Here is a 3,483-nt window from a genome sequence, read left to right as displayed (position 1 = left end):
GGCCACGGGCGGGTGGGTCAGCGGCCCGCGCGGTTGACGGCGGAGATGACCGCCTTCAGGGAGGCGCGGGTGGTGTTGGCGTCGATGCCGATGCCCCACAGGACGCGGCCGTCGATCGCGCACTCGATGTACGAGGCGGCCACGGCCGAGGCGCCCTCGCTCATCGTGTGCTCGGTGTAGTCCAGCAGCCGGGCGTCGACGCCGATGCCGGCCAGCGCGTCGAAGAAGGCCGAGATCGGACCGTTGCCGGTGCCGGTCAGGACCGTCTCCACGCCGTCCACGACCGCCTCGACGGTCAGCGTGTCGGTGCCGTCCTTGTCGGTGGCGGTCGAGCCGGAGCGCAGCTGGATGCGGCCCCACGGGTTCTCGGGGTTGGGCAGGTACTCGTCCTGGAAGGCGTCCCAGATCGCCTTCGGCGTGACCTCGCCGCCCTCGGCGTCGGTCTTGGCCTGGATGATCCGCGAGAACTCGATCTGCATGCGGCGCGGCAGGTCCAGCTTGTGGTCGTTCTTCAGGACGTACGCGATGCCGCCCTTGCCGGACTGCGAGTTGACCCGGATGACCGCCTCGTAGGAGCGGCCGACGTCCTTGGGGTCGATGGGCAGGTACGGGACCGCCCACTCGATGTCGTCGACGGTCTTGCCGGCGGCGGCCGCGTCGGCCTCCATGGCGTCGAAGCCCTTCTTGATGGCGTCCTGGTGGGAGCCGGAGAAGGCGGTGTAGACCAGGTCGCCCGCGTAGGGGTGGCGCGGGTGGACCTCCATCTGGTTGCAGTACTCGCTGGTGCGACGGATCTCGTCGATCTGCGAGAAGTCGATCTGCGGGTCGATGCCCTGGGAGAACAGGTTCATGCCCAGCGTGATCAGGTCGACGTTGCCGGTGCGCTCGCCCTGCCCGAACAGGCAGCCCTCGACGCGGTCGGCGCCCGCCATCAGGGCCAGCTCGGCGGCGGCGACGGCGGTGCCGCGGTCGTTGTGCGGGTGCACGGAGATGCAGACGTGCTCGCGGCGGGTCAGGTTGCGGGCCATCCACTCGAAGCGGTCCGCGTGGGTGGAGGGCGTCGAGCGCTCCACGGTGGCGGGCAGGTTCAGGATGATCTCGCGGCCCTCGGACGGCTGCCAGACGTCGCAGACGGCCTCGCAGACCTCCAGGGCGAAGTCCAGCTCGGTGTCGGTGAAGATCTCCGGGCTGTACTGGTAGCCGAAGACGGTCTCGGGGCCCAGCAGCTTCTCCGCGTACTCCATGACCAGGCGGGTGCCGTCGACGGCGATCTGCTTGATCTGCTCCTTCGAGCCGCGGAAGACCACGCGGCGGAAGGTGGGGGCGGTGGCGTTGTACAGGTGGACGGTGGCGCGCCTGGCGCCGGCCAGGGACTCCACGGTCCGCTCGATCAGGTCCTCGCGGGCCTGGGTCAGTACGGAGATGGTGACGTCGTCCGGGATCGCGCCCTCTTCGATGATGGAGCGCACGAAGGCGAAGTCGGTCTCGCCGGAGGACGGGAAGCCGACCTCGATCTCCTTGTAGCCCATGCGCACCAGCAGGTCGAACATCTCGCGCTTGCGGGCGGGGGTCATCGGGTCGATCAGCGACTGGTTGCCGTCGCGCAGGTCGGTGGACAGCCAGCGGGGAGCCTTGGTGACGCGGGCGTCCGGCCAGGTGCGGTCGGGGATGTCCACCTGCTCGTACCGGCCGTACTTGTGGATCGGCATCCCGGAGGACTTCTGGGAGTGGGTCGCGTTCGTGATGGGCGTGGGGCGACCGACAAAAGGCTGCTGGCTCATGGCGTTGGGCTCCTCGCGTGTCCGCGTGTAGTTCGCTGGGACGGCCGACGGCGGTCGTAAAAACCGCAACACCAAACTCCGCGGGGAGGGGGTCGGCCTACGACTACAGACCCTCGCCGCGGCAGCTAAGGAGAAGCAGCCCGAAACGCATGATGGACCGAGCCTAGCCGAGCCGCGCCGTATTGCGAGGACCTGTTTCAGTATGCAAGACCCCCACGTCCGATTTACACCCTTTGTGAGTTAAACCCCTTTCACTCCCCTGAGCTCCGGTGGATCCGTCAACGCTCCGTGACAGCTTTCAGACAGTCGAATGAATCATGGTTGCGGCTAGTGACACGGGGATGACCCACTGCCACATTGCCGGGATGGATGCCTTCCTCTCCCCCGCACACCACTCCGTCTTCTGCACCGTCGTGCCGCCCCACCTGCTCGACAAGGCCGCGCGGTCCGCCGACTCCGCCCGGGCCGACGCCGCACAGCGCACCCTCGAACTGGACGCCTCCCTGCGCACCCGGCGGCGGATCAGCGCCGTCCGCGGGATCGCCCCGGCCGCGGCGGAGGTGCCCGCGGCGGACGGGCCGCGGCGGACCGTCTACGACGCCCAGCACCGCACCCGGCTGCCCGGGAAGAAGGTCCGCGAGGAGGGGGCCGAGGCGGTCAAGGACGCCACGGTCAACCGCGCGTACGCCGGCCTCGGCGCCACGTACGAGCTGTTCCTCAAGGGCTACGGGCGGCACTCGATCGACGGTTCCGGGCTGGCCCTGGACGCGAGCGTGCACTACGGCGAGGACTACAACAACGCCTTCTGGGACGGGCAGCAGATGGTCTTCGGCGACGGGGACGGGGACCTGTTCCTCGACTTCACCGTGTCGGTGGACGTCATCGGGCACGAGCTGACCCACGGCGTCACCCAGTACACGGCGAACCTCGACTACCACGGCCAGTCCGGGGCGCTCAACGAGTCCATGTCGGACGTCTTCGGCTCGCTGATCAAGCAGTACTCGCTCGGGCAGACCGCCGACCAGGCCGACTGGCTGATCGGGGCCGGACTGCTGGGACCCAACGTGAGCGGGGTCGCCCTGCGCTCGATGAAGGCGCCGGGGACGGCGTACGACGACGACGAGCTCGGCAAGGACCCGCAGCCCGCCACGATGGACGGCTACGTCACCACCTCGCGCGACAACGGCGGCGTCCACATCAACTCCGGGATCCCCAACCACGCCTTCTACATCGCGGCGAGCGAGCTCGGCGGCAAGGCCTGGGAGCGGGCCGGGCAGATCTGGTACGACACCCTGACGGGCGGGCAGCTGGCCGAGAAGGCCGACTTCGCGGACTTCGCCCGGCTCTCGGTCGCGGCGGCCGTCGCCCGGTACGGGGACGGCGGCGCCGAGCACCGGGCCCTGCAGAAGGCGTGGGCGACGGTCGGCCTGGGGTAGCCGGGCCCGGGTCGGCCGCCCTGGGGCAGGCGGCCTGGGGCAGGCGGCCTGGGGCAGGCGGCCGTTCTCGGGTAAGAAGGCCGCATGCGGATCGAAGTGGTGCGGACGGGCGGTTTCGCGGGGATCGAGCGCCGGGCCGAGGTGGACACCTCGGGCCGGCCCGACGAGGACGAGTGGCGGGCGCTGGCCCTGCTGGCGCTGCGGCCCGACGCGTCGGCCGGCCGGAGCTCGGACGGGGTCCGGGACGGGCAGTCACTTAAACACAA

General features: G+C 69.9%; 3 protein-coding genes. 2 read left to right on the top strand and 1 reads right to left on the bottom strand.

Annotated features, from left to right (window positions below; translation table 11 throughout):
- Positions 1-17 precede the first annotated feature (17 nt).
- The gene (gene leuA / locus ACFV0Q_RS39800) at positions 18-1,781 is read right to left on the bottom strand and encodes a 2-isopropylmalate synthase (protein ID WP_385012773.1); all 1,764 of its coding nucleotides are present in this window, start codon (positions 1,779-1,781) and stop codon (positions 18-20) included.
- A 365-nt stretch (positions 1,782-2,146) separates the two neighbouring features.
- Here leuA and ACFV0Q_RS39795 point away from each other — a divergent pair, with 365 nt between their 5' ends.
- Together ACFV0Q_RS39795 and ACFV0Q_RS39790 are read left to right on the top strand one after the other, a co-directional pair.
- Positions 2,147-3,217, top strand: coding sequence for a M4 family metallopeptidase (locus tag ACFV0Q_RS39795; RefSeq protein WP_385012772.1), 1,071 nt, complete (start codon positions 2,147-2,149; stop codon positions 3,215-3,217).
- 84 nt (positions 3,218-3,301) lie between these two features.
- Positions 3,302-3,483 (top strand): protealysin inhibitor emfourin (locus ACFV0Q_RS39790; RefSeq protein WP_385012770.1); only part of this gene is annotated, 182 nt, incomplete at its 3' end.

The sequence above is a fragment of the Streptomyces sp. NPDC059564 genome, assembly GCF_042735575.1.
In the GTDB taxonomy this organism is placed as follows: Bacteria; Actinomycetota; Actinomycetes; order Streptomycetales; family Streptomycetaceae; genus Streptomyces.
Note: the sequence above shows the minus strand (reverse complement) of the source record. Positions and strands in the feature narration are given on the sequence as shown.